Here is a 16920-nt window from a genome sequence, read left to right as displayed (position 1 = left end):
ATGCGGTTACAATAAGAGTACATTCTTTACAACCCCTGCTTCATCACCCATCTATTATAGCAGGACATGTACAGCAAAAAAAGGTTTCAAGTCGAAAACCAACACATTTTGTATACAAGAAGTAAGAAAAATAAAATTCCTCCTACCCACATTTTTTACGCCTGAAGTTTATAAGTATTTCAGGCGTATTTTTCTTCCATTTTTATTCATTTGATGGTTCTTCTAATTGTACTAATAATTCTTCTAATGGTCCTTCATAAAGAGGTACGTTAGGGATCGATTGTAGAAATCGTTTTCCATAGGAAGAACTCGTCAAACGACGATCTAACACTACTACCGTTCCTGTATCTGTATTCGTTCGAATTAAGCGGCCGAATCCTTGTTTGAAACGTAATATTGCTTGTGGCAGCGCTAATTTAGCGAATACATCCTCACCTTGATTTTTTAGCCACTCACCTTTCGCTTCCATCATCGGCTGATGAGGCGGCGTAAATGGTAGACGGACAATAACAAGACAACTTAAGGCATCTCCTGGAATATCTATCCCTTCCCAGAAACTGCTCGTCCCTAATAAAATTGATTTGTCGAACTCTTGAAACTTTCGAATTAAACGGCTTCGACTTCTATTATTCACACTTTGTGTGAGTAATAAATAACCCTCTAATTCATCATTATTTTTTAAATTCGCATACGCTTCTTTTAACATTTCATACGAAGTGAATAAAACAAGCATTCTGCCCTTTGTGGCTTTCGCTATCTTTGCAATATGTTCCGATACAGATTCAATATATCGCTCATTACTTACTTGCTTAATAAAAGGTACATCCGTTGAAACCATTAATTTCATTTGTTCATCATAACGAAATGGCGATGGAACCTTTAAAGTATTTGGAGCGAAATCATGTAAACCAAGTTCCTCTTTTATATAATCAAACGTATCGTTAACTGTTAGTGTTGCGGATGTAAAAATAACACTCTTTTTTTCTGTTAAAAATTCATCAGCAAATCTTTCACCAATATGAACAGGCTGTGCATATAGAACTGTTGAATGAATCGTCCCTTTCGTTTCAGTCTCCATCCAAGTTACATACGAATTCTTTTCTAATACGAGTAACTGTAATGATTCTGCCATCTTTCTCAGCAACTCAATTAAATGCATAAATTCACCTGTTACAACATGCATCTCCCATTCTAACTTACTTTGCAATATATCCACTTGCTTCTCAAGAGCAGTTACTACCCTTCTTAATTCATATATAAAACGATTTGTTAATTCAACGATACTATCCCACAACTTACCTTTTTCTAGTTCTGCGTTATACCTATAGATGAGCGGCATATTATTCGTTCCTTGTTCTTGCTTTGTTTGTTTAAATATAAAAGTACGTAACATTTGGAAGAGTTCATCCGCATCAAACTTAAGTTCCTTCAAACTATAACTTATCATACGGAAAGTTGAACGAGATGCTTGCTCTGATTTTTTCATCATTTTATATACTTTGGAGAGTACATCTTCTGTTTCTAGCGTCCCAAGACGAGATATAACCAATTGAAAATACATACAAGAGAACTGTTCACCCAATGTTCTACTCGCAGCTTCTTCAATATGGTGAGCTTCATCAAAAATAATATGTTCGCATGAAGCAAACAGCGGTTCTTCACTTGAAAAATCTTGAAATAATAACGCATGATTTGTGATAACGATATCTGCAAATAAAGCTTTATTCTTCGCTCGCTGGTAAAAACAACGACTAAACCAATTACTTTGCATACCGCCTGGACTATACGCATCACTACAAATACGATTCCAAAGTAACTTTCCGCCCTCAGGAATATTTAATTCGTCTTGATCACCCGTTTCAGTTTGCAATAGCCAAACTAAAATCTTCGCCTTCGTAAGTGCCATATCATAATTTTTTTCTTCCTCTTGTAAAGCATACTCAAATTTGTGTAAGCAAAGATAATGCTTTCTTCCTTTAAGAAGAGCTACCTCAAATGAAAATGGCATTATTTTTTGTAATAACGGTATTTCTTTTTCTAATATTTGTTGTTGGAGTTGTACCGTTTGTGTACTTATAATGACAGGTTCTTCTTTTCTCTTTGCAAAATAAAGACTAGGAAGCAAATATGCAAGAGTCTTTCCTGTTCCTGTACCGGCTTCAATTAGTGAAAAACGAGAGTCTCTTAACGCCGTATATATCTCTTTCATCATCAGTTGTTGACTTTCTCTTCTTTCAAACTTTGGCATATGTGATTCCAATTTATCCATCGTTTTATTCAAGAAAGCATCAAACTTTGATGAACACGTTTCTCCAAGGTTTAAGGAATAGTTCCGCTTTTTCAGCGCAATATTTCGATGTATTTCATACTCCGCTATATCTTCTTTACCATTCATTACTTTCTTTAAAATATTTTCAGAAAGCACATCAGCTATATCACTTTGGAACACATCGCTTAATTCATAAAGTGATTGCAACGTGACAAGTGGTAACTTTTCAATTTCATTTAAAAATTGTAAAAATAATTCCGCTGTTGCAAGAGCATCACTATCCGCACGATGTGGTTGATCATGTTCTAGTTCATGCTTCTTAGCTAAATCACGTAATTTATAACTATCAGCTGTCGGCAAAAGAATTTGAGCCAATTCAACCGTGTCGATTTTAGGACAATGTATTTCTGTATATCCAGCCTGTCTTAATTCTTCATTTAAAAAATTCCAATCAAAGTGAACATTATGCGCAACGAAAGCCGCACCTTGTAATAGCTCAACAATCATCGGGGCTACATCTTGAAATAACGGGGCTTGTTTTACAAGACTTTCATCAATCCCTGTTAATTCTGTAATAAATGGTGGGATCTCTCTCTTTGGGTTAACAAAAGACGAAAAAATCTCCAATATCTCTCCATCTTCTACTACAACAGCTGCAATTTGGGTAATTTTATCCTTCCCATCTTTCCAGGAGTTCCCTGTCGTCTCTAAATCAACAACGACATAACGCTTACTCATATATGTAACACCTCAATTTCTTACCTTTCAAACAACAATAATTTATATAATGTTACTATACCACGTTTTATCTCATCTTAATGAAAAGATGCACAAAAAAGCTATCTCCGCAATGGAGATAGCCTTTCTACTTATAATATCGTACCCGCTTTTTCAGCACCTAACATTTCAATAATTTGATTATTATCGTCTAGTACTGCAATTTTGGGTTCTTGTTTATGAACCTCTTCTTCCGTAACTAGCCCATAACAAATAATAATTACTTTGTCCCCTGGTTGTACAAGCCTTGCCGCAGCACCGTTTAAACAAACAACACCACTACCGCGTTCCCCTTTAATAACGTATGTCTCTAAACGAGCACCATTATTATTATTTACAATTTGGACTTTTTCGTTTTCTACAATATTTACTGCATCCATTAAATCTTCATCAATTGTAATACTACCTACATAATTTAAATTTGCCTCCGTTACAGTTGCACGATGTAACTTTGCTCTCATCATTGTGCGAAACATAGGTGCTCCCCCTTATTTAACCGTTAATGTTATATTGTCAATTAATCTTACATTTTCAAACTTAACTGCAATAGCTAAAATGATTCGTCCTTCGACTTTCTCTACCATTGTTAATGACGGATATGCATATAAATCCGCATAATCTACAGTGCCTTTCGTATGCGTCTCAATATACTCTTTCACAAGATTTGTAATGATTTCCGGATTACGTTCACCTACCTCAATTCTTTCTTTCGCTATACATAGGCTGCGGTATAAATGAAGAGCCTCTTCACGTTCATCTTGTGATAGGTACACGTTACGAGAACTTTTCGCTAATCCATCTTCTTCCCTTACAATATCAACTGGTACGATTGTAACCGGAATATTGAAATCAGTTACAAATCCTTCAATTACTGCAACTTGTTGAGCATCTTTCATACCGAAATAAGCACGCGTTGGCAGCGTAATATTAAATAGTTTCATTAGTACAGTTGCAACACCAGCAAAATGACCATGTCTTTGTTGACCGCATAATACGTCCGTGCGCTTCACAACTTCTACTGTTGTTGTTTGTTCTGCTGGATACATTTCTTCTACACTCGGATAAAATAAATAATCTACACCGTTTTCTTTTGCTACATTTTCATCTCTATTAATATCACGAGGATATCGATCTAAATCTTCATTTGGGCCAAATTGCAGCGGGTTTACAAATACACTTAAAACTACAATTTCATTTTCTTCTCTTGCCTTACGTAATAAGGTAGCATGCCCTTCATGTAAATAACCCATCGTTGGAACAAAACCAATACTCTTTCCACTTGCACGAAGTTCGTTTGTAATTTGCTGCATCTCTTGCACTGTAGTTACGATTTTCATTATTGTTTTCCTCCGTATAACGCTAAGCATTCTTCCTCTTTCATTGTGAACGAATGTTTTTCTTCAGGAAATTGCCTTGTCTTTACTTCAGTAACATATTGTGAAATCCCACGCACAATTTCCTCTTGAACAGATGTATATTGCTTCACAAATTTCGGCACACGATTCACGCCGTATGAGATAAGATCATGATAAACAAGCACTTGCCCATCTACTTTTTGTCCTGCACCAATCCCAATTGTCGGTATTGTTAGTTGCTCTGAAATAAGTTCTGCTAACTGCATTGGTACACATTCTAACACAAGCGCTATTGCACCAGCTTCTTCACATTTCTTTGCATCTTCTATTAATTTCTTTGCACTCTCCGCATCTTTTCCTTGCACTTTATATCCACCCAACACTCCTACAGATTGAGGGGTTAAACCTAAATGCGCTACAACAGGAATTCCTGCGTTCGTCAAATATTGAATCGTTGATATAACTTCTCCAGCACCTTCTACCTTCAGTGCATGCGCCCCGCTCTCTTGAACGATGCGGCGTGCATTCACCATCGTTTCTTGTAATGATACGTGATACGACATAAATGGCATATCAGTTACAATAAACGTCTCTTTCGCTCCGCGGCGTACAGCTTTCGTATGATGAATCATATCCTCTACTGTTACAGGTACTGTTGAATCGTATCCGAGTACAACCATTCCAAGAGAATCTCCAACTAAAATCATATCAACTTCAGCTTCTTCTGCTAATTTAGCAGATGGATAATCATACGCCGTTAGCATTGTAATCGGCTCACCTTGCTCTTTCATCTTCAAAAAATCTGTTTTTGTTTTCAAAAACTACTCCTCCTTTATGCAGGAGAGAGGAGATGGCCGCAATCATATAAAAAACCCCTCTGGCCATAAAAGGGCAGAAGGGTTGTGTGTTAGTCGGCATTATTCATCCCTCTGTCCCAGTCCGTTATTGGATCAAGGCAGAATCCAAGTTATTATTTTTCGTATTACTTCGAATCATGGTGCAGTTCGCTCTGATACTGCCCACATTCGAACTAATTATAGCAAACTACAAAAGGGAATTACTACATTTTTTTGAAAAAATAATTTTTTATTCTGATTACGGTATATGAAATTTAATAAGAGAGTATATATGCTAGAAAGTGAAACTTTAATCAGCCCGATCCCCACCTAACTTCTTTGCTTCCGCTGAATTTTGAGGTGGAGGTCTTATTGCCCAGTAAATAGCGGGATAAAGTTTTTATAGATAATTCAATCCTGAAAAGATACATGTTTTTTCAACGCGTGTTAAAAAATTCCAAGTTAATTTCTTCTGTAATCAATTTAACTGTATAGTATAACTCTTAAACTAATGATGCAGGTTAATTGAGGAAAAGTACTTAACAAAGGAGAATTGCAGATGTCTATGAACAGGTGGTTATTTCGATTCAGCAGTTTGCTTGTAATGATTGTATGGTGGATGTCTTTAGGATCCTTTCATGTATTTGCCTCAGTTAATGTCGTAACACAACCCACCGATGTAACGAACGTGATTGAGGTTGAACTAAATGATGATTACTTTAATCCAAATGTCATCACGATTCCGCTTGAAGGATCAACAACATTACTATTGAAAAATAAAGGTAAAAACGAGCACACCTTTACAGTGAAAAAACTCGGCATTGACGTCGTAGTTGAGTCAGGAAAAGAAAAGAATATTACCGTGAAACCTAAAAATACTGGTACATATGAATTAATATGTCGATACCATCTCCTTAAAGGAATGGAAGGCAAAGTAATCGTCAAATAACATGCCAGGCCAACTAGACGGAAGATATCTTGAAATGAACTTTAAATATGAAAAGGATTTATTATCATGTTACAAATTTAACTCAAAAATATTGAAATAAAAAGAAGTTCCAAAAGAGGAACTTCTTTTACTTAATTTCGATATCTGCAGAATGAATATGATGTACTTTCCCCTCATGATCCTCCAGAAGTAATACACCATCCTCTGTGATTCCTTTTGCTAACCCCGTAATCGTCTCTCTCATCGTTCGAGCGGTAATTTCTTTCCCGATGCTCACAGCGTAACTTTCCCAAAGAATTTTAATGACAGAGAAACCATTTTGTAAATACTCTTCATATAATTTTTCTAGTTGTAAATAGATTTGTTGCATAAGTTCTGCACGAACAATCGGCTTACCTGATTCAATCGCTAATGAAGTAGCAATGTGCTGAATTTCTTCATCAAAATGTTCTTGCTTTTGATTCGCATTAATACCGATGCCCATAATGACAGCATTAATTTTATCAGGATCCGCTTGCATTTCTGTTAATATACCTACAGCCTTTTTACCTTGAATTAAAATGTCATTTGGCCATTTTATTCCCACGTCTACACCTGTACATTTTTCAATTGCCTGTGCAACACTAACAGCCGCTAACAAAGTAAGTTGCGGTGCATGATGAACTGGAATCGATGGGCGTAAAATAATACTCATCCAAATTCCTGTTCCTTTTGGTGAATGCCATTTTCTGCTTAAACGACCTCTTCCCGCTGTTTGTTCTTCTGCTACAACGATAGTTCCTTCTTCTGCACCTTCATAAGCAAGTTTTGCTGCAATGTGCTGCGTTGATTCAACAGTTTCTTCAAAATACACTGTTCTACCAATTCGCTTCGTTTGTAGCCCTAACTGAATTTCATTAGCAGTCACTTTGTCTGGCTTACTTGCAATTCGGTAACCTAATCGGCGCACAGCTTCAAGTTCATATCCCTCACTCCGGAGATCTTCCATATGTTTCCACACAGCAGTTCTTGAACAACCAAGTTTATCACTAATCGTTTGGCCGGATACAAACTCGCCATCCGCTTCAGAAAAAACTTGTAATAACTGCTTTCTTATAGTAGATTGCATCCTTGCAGCCACTCCCTTATACGCTCTTTCTCATTAACTACGTTTCCTTTTACAATTGCTTCCTCGATTTTCTGAAGCATGTCAGCAACCCACGGACCAGGCTTTTTGTTTGCCCAGTTTAATAAATCATTACCAGTCACATTCATTTCTTGACGACCCTGGATTGGCAATGCATGAAACATTGATTGTACTCGTTTAACAGATGTAGGATCGTAGCTTTCAATCATCGCTTCATATACTCTCTCTGCCATTTCAGCGATATAAATTCCCGTTTTATAAAGAAGGACTGTATCCCAATCCTTCTCCTTTCTAGTACGGATTGCCAATAAAACTGCAACAATATCTTTTATTTTTTTATTCGAAAACTTCCATTGACGTAAAAAGACAGATGGATGTTCTTCTCCGATACAATATAAGAAAAATGCCCACGCCTCAATATCCGTTTCGAAAGAATCCCATTTATACTGCGTAGCTTTTAACAGTCTCTCTTCTGACATTTGTAAATATGGCAAATGAGAAAATAGCTTCGTCTCTACTAATTCTTTGAGACCTTTCACACAATATGTACCAGTTAACAATTTCTCAAACTCTACTGTAATGCGCTCAATTGCTATATGTTCTAGCAAATGTCCATACGTTTCAATCGCTTGCTTCGTTTTCGTTTCTAATGAAAAACCTAACGCGCTTACAAACCGAATACCACGCATCATTCGCAGGGCATCTTCTTGAAAACGATCCGCAGCATTTCCAACTGTCACAATTTCTCTCTGTTGAATGGCTTCCTGTCCAGCAAATAAATCAACCATTTCGCCTTCTTCTGTCATAGCAATTGCATTCATCGTGAAATCACGACGTTTTAAATCCTCTTCTAATGAACGAACAAATTGAACACTACTAGGTCTTCGAAAATCTTCATATTCGCTTTCTGTTCGAAAAGTAGTTACCTCATAAGGCTCACCATTTTCTAAAACAATTACAGTTCCATGCTCAAGACCAACAGGAACATTTCTTGGGAATATAGCCATCACTTCTTCTGGTAAAGCAGATGTCGCAATATCAATATCTCCAATCGGCCTATCGATAATAAGATCTCGTACGCTCCCACCAACAAAGTAAGCCTCATGTCCTTGTTGTTTTAATGTCTCAATAATAGAACTAGCTTTTTTAAATCTTTCCATTTTTGTCATCCCTTAGTACGTCATAGTAAATCGTTTCATATTGTGAAACAATTTTTTCTGAGCGAAATTGCTCATAAACACTTTCTCTTGCTCGTTCTCCCATATTACGGTGAAGTTCCTCGTCCTTTAATAGCTGAGTAGCTTGATTTGCCACTCCTGTTGTATCGCCAACTTCACATAAATATCCTGTTTCCCCGTGTTGAATAACCTCTGGAATACCTCCAACCCGTGTTCCGATACAAGGTACACCACACGCCATTGCTTCTAATAAAACAAGACCAAAACTTTCCTTCTCTGATAGAAGCAACATTAAATCACTCATCGCAAGTAGTTCTGCAACATTATCTTGCTTCCCTAGGAATAAAACACAATCTTCAATATGTAAATTCTTCACTATCTGTAAAATCGTACAGAATTCTGGTCCGTCTCCAACAAGAAGCAACTTCGCATCTACTTCTTTAACAATTTTAGCAAATGCCTCAACAACATCCTGCACACGTTTCACTTTACGGAAATTCGAAATATGAATAAGTACTTTTTCACTCTCACTTATACCGTATTCTTTCTTTAATTGAGACATATTACGTTTGAAATATACACGTTCGTCTATAAAGTTATATACCGTTTGAATTTCTTTACTTGGTTTTACAAGCTCATGCGTTTCGTTAATTAATGAATGCGAGACAGCAGTAACAACATCCGATTGCTCAATACCAAAACGAATTAAATTATTTAACGAAGGGTCGGAACCTAACACAGTAATATCTGTTCCATGCAAGGTTGTAACAATTTTAATACGCTCTCCAATCATTTGTTTTGCTAAATATGCACAAATTGCATGTGGTATTGCGTAATGCACATGTAAAATGTCTAAGTTTTCTCTTTGTGCAACCTCTGCCATTTTACTTGCTAACGCTAAATCGTATGGTGGATATTGAAATACAGAGTACTGGCTTACCGTCACTTCATGAAAATATATGTTTGGATATACTTTATTTAACCGGAATGGTAAACCCGATGTAATAAAGTGAATTTCATGCCCGCGTTCCGCCAATTGCTTTCCTAATTCTGTTCCAACAACTCCAGAACCACCTACAGAAGGATAACATGTAATACCTATTTTTAATTTCATTTACATCCCCCTAATAAATCAGCATGTAATAAAACCGGTTTCTTACTCATAAATCCCTCGGCATACAAGACTCCAACTTCTTTTCCAAACATCTTCTCACGAGCAATCACAGTTTCAACGTATCCTTCTGTTAACGGTGTCTTAACCCCATCACTTCCTGTTGAAAATTGACTTTCATATGCTTCTAATGCTTCCACCTTTATAGAGAGGTACTCACTTATATCTATACAAAAATTCGGTTTATGAAAACCATTAATCATATAATTATAAAAAGACTCCACACGATGTGGTGAAAGTTCCGGCATATATTTACGGATTCCTGCTGAAAAAATAGCCTCTTCCACAAGCTTTGCACAATTTGCATGATCTGGATGACGATCTTCATAGTATGGCGCAAAAACTAGTTTTGGTTTATATGTACGGATCACCTTGACAATTTCACGTATATACTCTTCTTTCATATACAAACCACGGTCTGGCATCGCTAAATTCAGCCTCGTTTTTACTCCCATTATACGAGCTGCGACCTCTGCTTCTTCTTTTCTCAACTCTATCGTTCCATTGGAAGAAAGATCAGCTTCTGTTAAATCACAAATACCTACTTCATACCCTTGCTTTGTATATTTAGCGATGGTACCAGCCATGCCGATTTCAACATCATCGGCATGAGCACCAAACGCTAATATATGTAATCCACTCATAATTGTTCCCCTCATTTTCTTAACTTACGATAATCTAAATCTCCTCGCTCTAATGCGTGCATCAACATTTCAGCACTTGCCATATTCGTTGCAAGTGGAATCGCATATACATCACATAAACGAAGCAATGCATTCACATCCGGTTCATGCGGCTGTGCTGTTAATGGATCGCGGAAGAAAATCACCATATCTAAATCGTTTTTTGCAATCATTGCACCAATTTCTTGATCTCCACCAAGAGGGCCCGATTGATATCTTGTTACAACTAATCCAGTCGCTTCCATAATACGAAGCCCTGTCGTTCCTGTTGCAAATAATTCATGTTGCTCAAAAATTGGTTTATATGCGTATGCAAACGAAACCATATCATTTTTCTTTTTGTCATGTGCGATTAAGGCAATTTTCATCCGTTGTCTCCCCTTTAGTCGATAATATTTTCTAAACCGTACACAAGATGATCAAGGTTCATTACTGTCTCAATTGATAGTTTTACACCTGACATAAATGATGCACGATTGAATGAATCATGACGAACTGTTAACATTTGTCCATCTCCACCAAACATTACTTCTTGGTGTGCAATAAGCCCTGGCAAACGTACACTATGAATGTGAATACCGTCTACATTTGCACCACGTGCACCTGCTAGTTGCTCTACTTCATTTGGATGACCTTGCTGCTTTGATTCACGATTTTGACGAATTAATTCTACCGTTTTTACAGCTGTACCAGATGGTGCGTCTAACTTTTGATCATGATGTAATTCAATTACCTCAACATCTTGGAAATATTTCGCTGCCATTTGTGAGAATTTCATCATAAGAACTGCACCAATTGCAAAGTTTGGAGCAATAATTGTTCCTACTGCTTTTTCTTTTGCATTCTCTGTTAAATGTGCCAATTCTTCTTCTGTAAATCCAGTTGTACCAATAACAGAACGAAGTCCACGCTCAACTGCAAGTGTAACGTGTTGTTTCCCAACTTCTGGTGTTGTTAAATCTAACAACACATCTGCTTCTACTTCATCTAAACAAGTATGTAAATCAGCGTAAATCGGTGCATGTAATGCTGGCATGCCAGGTAAATCAGAAATCTTCTCACCACCATGCTTATAATCCACTGCTGCTACTAAATTAAAATGTTCCGTTCTTTCCATAAGAAGGACTGCTTCATGTCCCATACGTCCTCTTGGTCCGGCGATAATTACTTTAATTTCTTTCATTATTCTTTCTCTCCCTCATCAATACGTGTCCAGCGATCTTTATCACGTGTATTAAATTTATTCATTACAATGTTATGTGCTGTCTCTAAATCAATATTTAAACTATTTGCCATACAAATCATAACAAATAATACATCTCCAAGCTCTTCTTCAATACTTCTTTCTTTTTCAGTTGTTTTCTTCGGTTTCTCACCATAATAATGATTTACCTCTCTCGCAAGCTCTCCCATTTCTTCCGTTAAACGAGCCATCATTGCAAGCGGACTGAAATAACCTTCTTTAAACTGACCAATATATGCATCTACTTCTTTCTGCATATCTTTCATCGTTTTTGCTTCCATACTATTCACCTCTAATCCTTCCTCTTTCATGTTAGCCAATTCATCGCGATTTGACAAATATTATTCCCCGCCAAACACCTATTTGCGACCCTTTTTTGGATAGACTATAATAAAGTGAAACTTTCTTTTGCGCTTTTTACAAAAGATTAGTTGAACCAATCGGGTTCCTACGGCTGGTTCGCCTTTCTTCAGAGCTTTATCTCCTACCAGCCGTTGGAACGGGGTAAAGTGAAACTTTCTTTTGCGCTTTTTGCAAAAGATTAGCCCATACTAATCAAGTTCTTACTATTTTCACTAGCAACTAGAAATTACTTATTATTATGTTTTACCGTTTCAGCGGAGCAATGTAATCATTACATAATTAGGGGGATTTCTATATGACATCAAAATTGAAGATGCGAAATATTATTTTTATTTTAATCGGTTCCGCTATATTTTCTTTCGGTATTGTCAATATCAATATTGAAAACCACCTTGCAGAAGGTGGGTTTACCGGTATTACACTCTTATTGTATTTTCTATTTAAGTTTGACCCTTCTTATTCAAACTTAATTTTAAATATCCCTATATTTTTTATTGGTTGGAAGTTACTTGGAAGAACGACATTTTTATATACATTAATCGGCACATTTAGCGTATCTTTATTTCTATGGATTTTTCAGCGTTACGAAGTTCTCAACTTACATTTAAACTTACAAAATGATATGACACTCGCAGCTTTATTTGCTGGGGCATTTATTGGTATCGGTCTCGGGATCATATTTAAATACGGCGGGACTACTGGCGGTGTAGATATTATTGCGAGACTCGCTCATAAATATGTTGGCTGGAGTATGGGGAAAACGATGTTTATGTTTGATGCTATCGTCATTATCGTCTCTATCCTTACCTATTTATCATATCGCGAGGGTATGTATACGTTAGTTGCTGTTTTTATCGGAGCGAAAGTCATTGATTTTATGCAAGAAGGAGCCTATGCAGCAAAAGGAGCAACTATTATATCAGATAAAAACGATGAAATTGCTGCTAAGATTTTATCTGAGATGGAGCGCGGAGCAACCTTTTTAAAAGCTGTTGGATCGTATACAAAAGTGGAACGGAACGTATTGTATTGCGTTGTTGCTAAAAATGAAATCGTGAAATTAAAAAATATTATTACTTCTGTAGATCCTCATGCATTTGTTGCAGTAAGTGACGTACATGATGTAGTTGGTGAAGGTTTTACGTTGGATGAAAATAAAAACCCTTTACATAATTAAATGTAACTAGAAAAGCGCCTTAGCTTTTCTAGTTTTTTATTACAAGTCTTTTAAGCTTCTCCAAATCCTCATAAATAAGCTCCAATAAACTCCGATTATAAAAAATGGAAGCTGGATGAAAAGTTGGAAAAACATGATATTCATTCTCTGACCATGTAAACTCTGCACTTTGCATATCCTTTAATTTTTGAATGGGCTGTTTTAATAATTGCCCGTGTACATCTGTGATTTTTTTATTTTTTCCTGTTAAACGTTGAAGACCAATATTTCCAAGTGTGACGATAAGCCTCGGATTTATTTTCTCTAATTCATAATCTAACAAAGGCGCATGGGCAACTATTTCTCCTTGATTTGGCGTTCTATTATACTTTTTTTGTATGCTTTCACCATTTCGTTCTTTTTTCTCTCGCCATTTATAAGGTCTACTCCGAACAGCGCTCGTAATATATACTTCTTCCCTCGTAACGTGAATACGCTCTAAAAAACCCATTAATTGTTTTCCCGACCTCCCGCTAAACGGAATCCCATTATGAATTTCTGTTTCACCAGGCGCTTCTCCTAACAACATAAATTTGGGATTTTCAGGACCTTGTCCACTTAAAAAACCTTCTAGTTGATAAGGAGCACTACGCTCTTTCACTTGTTTTACTAAATGGTCTGGATATTTCATTTCCCCCACCGCCTTTCCGCATTACTTCTATTATTTCTATTTGTAATACATTATATAATTCAATCCACACAACAAAAAAAGACTATCAAAATTGATAGTCTTTAGTCGTCGCTACGCTGCATACCAGTATACATTAATACGAGACGTAATAATTCAAATACCGCTACAGCTGCAGCTGCTACATATGTTAATGCTGCTGCATTTAATACTTTACGAGCTTGGCCATATTCATCTGTTGATACGATACCTAACGCTTCAATTTGTTGCATTGCACGCTTTGAAGCATCGAACTCAACTGGTAATGTAACAAGTTGGAACACAACACCTGCAGCCATTAAAATAATTCCTAATAACAATAGTTTCGACATTGTCGCAAATATACCAATCATAATAAATACCCATGATATATTCGATCCAAAATTCGCCACAGGAACTAACGAATGACGAATACGCATAAAGTTATAATCTTGCGCATCTTGAATTGCGTGTCCTACTTCATGTGCTGCCACTGCTGTACCAGCAACTGAATGTCCATAATAGTTATCTGTTGATAATCGAACCGTCTTGGCCGTTGGATCATAATGGTCTGATAAATGACCTGGTGTTTCTTCCACAGCTACATTGTATAATCCATTTTCATCTAAAATTTTTCGAGCCACTTCCGCTCCTGTCATACCTGATGTTGAATAAACTTGTGAATACTTGCTATAGGCACTTCGTACTCTTGACTGTGCATACAACGGTATGATCATTATGATCGCGAAGTAAATTAAATAAAACATCATGAACCTCCATTGAAGTTTTAATTATAGTACTTCTCATTCTATTTTCTTCTGCCACTATTGTCAATGAATAAACCTTACAATCCATATCTTTACTTATTACATTATCTATTTTTAGAATGCACATTACTTTTTCTTTTTTCTCTCTCTCCTTTATACTTTCTCCATCCAACATAAGTTAATGTGAATAAAATAAGTCCCCCAGTAATTGTCATAAACCAAATGAGAGAAGGTGCAATTTCATCCTTTTTTACTGTGTGAAATATCTTTTGCAAATCCCCTTTAATAATCCCTAATTGCATTTGGCCACCTTTCGTTTTTAACATAACGTTACGAAATTCATCCAAATAAGATAAATGAACATTTACACGCTGTACCTCGTTTTCTGGCAAAGCAATCATTAAACTTGGATAAATAATATTGAATTCATTTAAAAATGTATTTAATGTTTGTTGAAACTGCCCAGCATCTTCTTTTTCCATCGCTTTTTCCATTTGAGAAAAGGCATCCATTACTTTCCTTTCTCTTTCCATCCAAAGTGGTTGATATTTCGATACTTGTGCATCAACAGCAAGTTGTAATGCCAACACATTATCCATTTTAGCTTGCTTACCTAAACCTTCTTCAGAGAGCGATTGCTGCGCCTTGTCGTAAGCTAAAGAAATAACTCTAACTTGATCTGGTGTTACTTCATGCTTCTTTTCATTCCCCTTCATTAAAAATTGCTCTGAGAAAAGTTGTAATACTTGTACCGCTTTTTCATCTTCATTACGCTTCACTAACTGTAACGAGTCGTCTAACAACCCTGTTAGCTCATTCCACTCTTCAGCATATATACGTAACGGAAACATTATAATTAGAAATGCTATCAATCCAATTAATGTTCTCTTCATCCCGGTCCCCCCTATAACTACTAGTACAAAATATGTTAATTGGGACAAGAATAGAACAGAACTGAACCGAAAAATATATTATCGTTTTACAAAGAAAAAATTCTCTTTAAGCAGAGAATTTTTTCTTTGACATCCTTTTCTTTTTTACGAAATATCTATATAAGCTATAACAAAGTATACTACCACCTAAAATGAATAATAAAATAGCACACGCAGCATGCATAAAGAACTCCTCTGGTAGCATTAATATAACTGGATCCGTTTCAATATCAAACATCCAATAATCATTACTGAATAAAAGCTTATGGAATAATACAAAGCTCTTTTCAAAATTAATAGCGATTGGTAACATAAGCGCTATCGGAAAAATGATTGTTAAAATCGATCCGTGCAGTAAAAACTTTTCATTTTTCTTTTTTAATAAATAAATTCCACCTATCACTGCAATCATAATTGTCGCATACATCACATATTGAATCTTTACTAAAATATTTTTAACATCTACAAAATGAATACGGCCATTTGTAGACATATCTAATGTTGGCAAATGTAATGCTCCGTCATAAAACGGGGATAAATATGTAATAAGCACATCGTAATTTCTTTTAATTTCATCCTTCGTCATATCCGCTAAATCAGGAATATTTAAAAAATCAATTTCAAAATAATACAGCCATTTTCCATACACAACTGCCGTTGTTGCGAGTGCAAAAATAGAAAATGCTATGCTATATGAAACAACTAAAGTAATCAATCGATCCAATATTTTTGTACCACTCTTATTTTTCTCCATGTTCTCCCCCTAAATGTTCTAACCATCATAAAGAAAATTGTTTCCTGTGCTCACGTAAGCAACAATAATATGTAATACATAGTACAGCAACGCTTAACCAAAACGTAAAATAACCAATTTCCTCTACAAACAAATGCATAATTCCATATCGTGGCATTTGCCAAAATAAATAATCAATTGCATCGTTATGCAACGTCCATACACCCGCTACTATAAAATGCCATTTTTTTATACGGTAAAATGGAGCATATAAAACACCTTGCACTGCCATCGCAAAGTGCGAAAGCATTAACATGTAGCCCATAAGGCCAATAGGACCTTTTACGTAAATCATAATCGCATTTACAACAACAGCCCAAATACCATATTTTATTAAAGTAACAATCGCTAGCGCTTCTATTAATCCCCAGTTTCTCTTTGTCAAAAAAGCAATTAAAACAAAGACAAAAAAGAGACTCGCCATAGGACTATCTGGTACAAACGGCCAAAATATAGGTGACGTTTCTTTCAGTTGATTTCCGTACCATATAAACCCGTAAATTGTACCTAATATGTTAACAACCAATAAAAATAATAATACCGAGCGTTGTCTTAACATTGCATACAAGTACACCAATCTGTATGTCCAACACCTTTCAAGCAAAGTAATTCATTC

Annotated in this window: 18 protein-coding genes; 2 read left to right on the top strand and 16 right to left on the bottom strand. The window is 36.1% G+C overall.

Annotated elements, in window-relative coordinates; translation table 11 throughout:
• Window positions 1-202: 202 nt before the first annotated feature.
• The 4 genes from dinG to panB all read right to left on the bottom strand — a co-directional run bounded on the left by dinG (window position 203) and on the right by panB (window position 5219).
• Window positions 203-3007: an ATP-dependent DNA helicase DinG gene (dinG, locus tag ACS2FK_RS08740; protein ID WP_000044967.1), complete on the bottom strand. Its 2805-nt coding sequence runs from the start codon at window positions 3005-3007 to the stop codon at window positions 203-205.
• A gap of 131 nt (window positions 3008-3138) precedes the next feature.
• On the bottom strand, window positions 3139-3522 hold the full coding sequence (panD, locus tag ACS2FK_RS08735; RefSeq protein WP_000490186.1) for an aspartate 1-decarboxylase: 384 nt from the start codon (window positions 3520-3522) through the stop codon (window positions 3139-3141).
• Window positions 3523-3534: 12 nt separating this feature from the next.
• A complete protein-coding gene (gene panC / locus ACS2FK_RS08730) occupies window positions 3535-4383 on the bottom strand; it encodes a pantoate--beta-alanine ligase (protein ID WP_063546935.1) in 849 nt (282 codons plus the stop codon).
• Window positions 4383-5219, bottom strand: coding sequence for a 3-methyl-2-oxobutanoate hydroxymethyltransferase (gene panB / locus ACS2FK_RS08725; protein WP_000851108.1), 837 nt, complete (start codon window positions 5217-5219; stop codon window positions 4383-4385). Before panB ends, panC begins: the two co-directional genes overlap by 1 nt.
• A 577-nt stretch (window positions 5220-5796) precedes the next feature.
• On the opposite strand from panB, the gene ACS2FK_RS08720 reads away from it, so the two are divergent.
• Window positions 5797-6186 (top strand): cupredoxin domain-containing protein, encoded by a 390-nt coding sequence (locus tag ACS2FK_RS08720; RefSeq protein WP_000062382.1) that lies wholly within the window; start codon window positions 5797-5799, stop codon window positions 6184-6186.
• Window positions 6187-6313: 127 nt separating this feature from the next.
• Here the strand turns inward: ACS2FK_RS08720 and ACS2FK_RS08715 are convergent, their stop codons facing one another.
• The 7 genes from ACS2FK_RS08715 to ACS2FK_RS08685 are packed head-to-tail and all read right to left on the bottom strand — an operon-like array spanning window position 6314 to window position 11868.
• Window positions 6314-7294: a biotin--[acetyl-CoA-carboxylase] ligase gene (locus ACS2FK_RS08715; RefSeq protein ID WP_001192056.1), complete on the bottom strand. Its 981-nt coding sequence runs from the start codon at window positions 7292-7294 to the stop codon at window positions 6314-6316.
• Window positions 7279-8472, bottom strand: coding sequence for a CCA tRNA nucleotidyltransferase (locus ACS2FK_RS08710; protein ID WP_000439311.1), 1194 nt, complete (start codon window positions 8470-8472; stop codon window positions 7279-7281). The genes ACS2FK_RS08715 and ACS2FK_RS08710 overlap by 16 nt, the downstream gene beginning before the upstream one ends.
• Complete coding sequence (gene bshA / locus ACS2FK_RS08705; protein WP_063546934.1) at window positions 8459-9604, bottom strand: N-acetyl-alpha-D-glucosaminyl L-malate synthase BshA; 1146 nt, start codon at window positions 9602-9604, stop codon at window positions 8459-8461. The genes ACS2FK_RS08710 and bshA overlap by 14 nt, the downstream gene beginning before the upstream one ends.
• A complete protein-coding gene (gene bshB1 / locus ACS2FK_RS08700; RefSeq protein ID WP_000015660.1) occupies window positions 9601-10305 on the bottom strand; it encodes a bacillithiol biosynthesis deacetylase BshB1 in 705 nt (234 codons plus the stop codon). The genes bshA and bshB1 overlap by 4 nt, the downstream gene beginning before the upstream one ends.
• Before the next feature lie 11 nt (window positions 10306-10316).
• Window positions 10317-10712 carry a methylglyoxal synthase gene (gene mgsA, locus ACS2FK_RS08695; protein WP_000684765.1) on the bottom strand — a complete coding sequence of 132 codons (396 nt, stop codon included), beginning with the start codon at window positions 10710-10712 and terminating at the stop codon, window positions 10317-10319.
• A 14-nt stretch (window positions 10713-10726) separates the two neighbouring features.
• Window positions 10727-11527 carry a dihydrodipicolinate reductase gene (gene dapB, locus ACS2FK_RS08690; protein WP_000658808.1) on the bottom strand — a complete coding sequence of 267 codons (801 nt, stop codon included), beginning with the start codon at window positions 11525-11527 and terminating at the stop codon, window positions 10727-10729.
• On the bottom strand, window positions 11527-11868 hold the full coding sequence (locus ACS2FK_RS08685) for a nucleotide pyrophosphohydrolase (RefSeq protein ID WP_002108639.1): 342 nt from the start codon (window positions 11866-11868) through the stop codon (window positions 11527-11529). Before ACS2FK_RS08685 ends, dapB begins: the two co-directional genes overlap by 1 nt.
• A gap of 377 nt (window positions 11869-12245) precedes the next feature.
• On the opposite strand from ACS2FK_RS08685, the gene ACS2FK_RS08680 reads away from it, so the two are divergent.
• Window positions 12246-13127 (top strand): YitT family protein, encoded by an 882-nt coding sequence (locus ACS2FK_RS08680; RefSeq protein ID WP_063546933.1) that lies wholly within the window; start codon window positions 12246-12248, stop codon window positions 13125-13127.
• A gap of 28 nt (window positions 13128-13155) precedes the next feature.
• Here the strand turns inward: ACS2FK_RS08680 and ACS2FK_RS08675 are convergent, their stop codons facing one another.
• The 5 genes from ACS2FK_RS08675 to ACS2FK_RS08655 all read right to left on the bottom strand — a co-directional run bounded on the left by ACS2FK_RS08675 (window position 13156) and on the right by ACS2FK_RS08655 (window position 16881).
• The gene (locus ACS2FK_RS08675; protein WP_000876861.1) at window positions 13156-13797 is read right to left on the bottom strand and encodes a uracil-DNA glycosylase; all 642 of its coding nucleotides are present in this window, start codon (window positions 13795-13797) and stop codon (window positions 13156-13158) included.
• 101 nt (window positions 13798-13898) lie between these two features.
• The gene (locus tag ACS2FK_RS08670) at window positions 13899-14582 is read right to left on the bottom strand and encodes a zinc metallopeptidase (RefSeq protein WP_011109966.1); all 684 of its coding nucleotides are present in this window, start codon (window positions 14580-14582) and stop codon (window positions 13899-13901) included.
• 101 nt (window positions 14583-14683) lie between these two features.
• A complete protein-coding gene (gene ypjB / locus ACS2FK_RS08665; protein WP_000831589.1) occupies window positions 14684-15472 on the bottom strand; it encodes a sporulation protein YpjB in 789 nt (262 codons plus the stop codon).
• Between the two features lie 106 nt (window positions 15473-15578).
• Complete coding sequence (gene lit / locus ACS2FK_RS08660) at window positions 15579-16265, bottom strand: lipoprotein intramolecular transacylase Lit (protein WP_000414374.1); 687 nt, start codon at window positions 16263-16265, stop codon at window positions 15579-15581.
• 25 nt (window positions 16266-16290) lie between these two features.
• The gene (locus tag ACS2FK_RS08655; protein ID WP_000262838.1) at window positions 16291-16881 is read right to left on the bottom strand and encodes a DUF1405 domain-containing protein; all 591 of its coding nucleotides are present in this window, start codon (window positions 16879-16881) and stop codon (window positions 16291-16293) included.
• Window positions 16882-16920: the final 39 nt, after the last annotated feature.

Source organism: Bacillus cereus group sp. BceL220 (genome assembly GCF_051776965.1).
Lineage (GTDB): Bacteria > Bacillota > Bacilli > Bacillales > Bacillaceae_G > Bacillus_A > Bacillus_A cereus.
The sequence above is the reverse complement of the archived record's forward strand: the minus strand, read 5'-3'. Positions and strand labels throughout refer to the sequence as shown.